This is a genomic window from Dyella sp. ASV21 (genome assembly GCF_016428975.1).
In the GTDB taxonomy this organism is placed as follows: Bacteria; Pseudomonadota; Gammaproteobacteria; order Xanthomonadales; family Rhodanobacteraceae; genus Dyella.
In genome coordinates, this window is sequence record NZ_JAELTT010000273.1 from 1 (window position 1) to 383 (window position 383).

Sequence of the window (383 nt, forward strand, 5' to 3'; positions counted from 1 at the left end):
CCCCCCCCCCCCCCCCCCCCCCCCCCCCCCCCCCCCCCCCCCCCCCCCCCCCCCCCCCCCTTTCCCACCACACCCCCCCCACCGCGATTCGGTCACGGGTCTCGTGGGCTCGGAGATGTGTATAAGAGACAGCTATGAATGTGGTCGAACACCATCTGCGTCTCGAAACGCTCGGCATGCTGCGCCATGCGGTGCATCGGCTCCGGACCCTGCACACCCTTGTCGTCGCCCGGCCAGTTGTCCACCGCCTGCTGGCTCTTATACACATCTGACGCTGCCGACGACAACGTTCGGGTGTAGGTCTCGGGGGGGGCGGGGGCGTGGGAGGGGGGGGGGGGGGGGGGGGGGGGGGGGGGGGGGGGGGGGGGGGGGGGGGGGGGGGG

General features: G+C 74.7%; 1 pseudogene. It reads right to left on the reverse strand.

Going from position 1 to position 383, the window contains the following annotated elements:
• Positions 1–131: 131 nt before the first annotated feature.
• Positions 132–245: pseudogene (locus tag JHD67_RS21665) on the reverse strand (thioredoxin-disulfide reductase); the annotation flags it as partial.
• Positions 246–383: the final 138 nt, after the last annotated feature.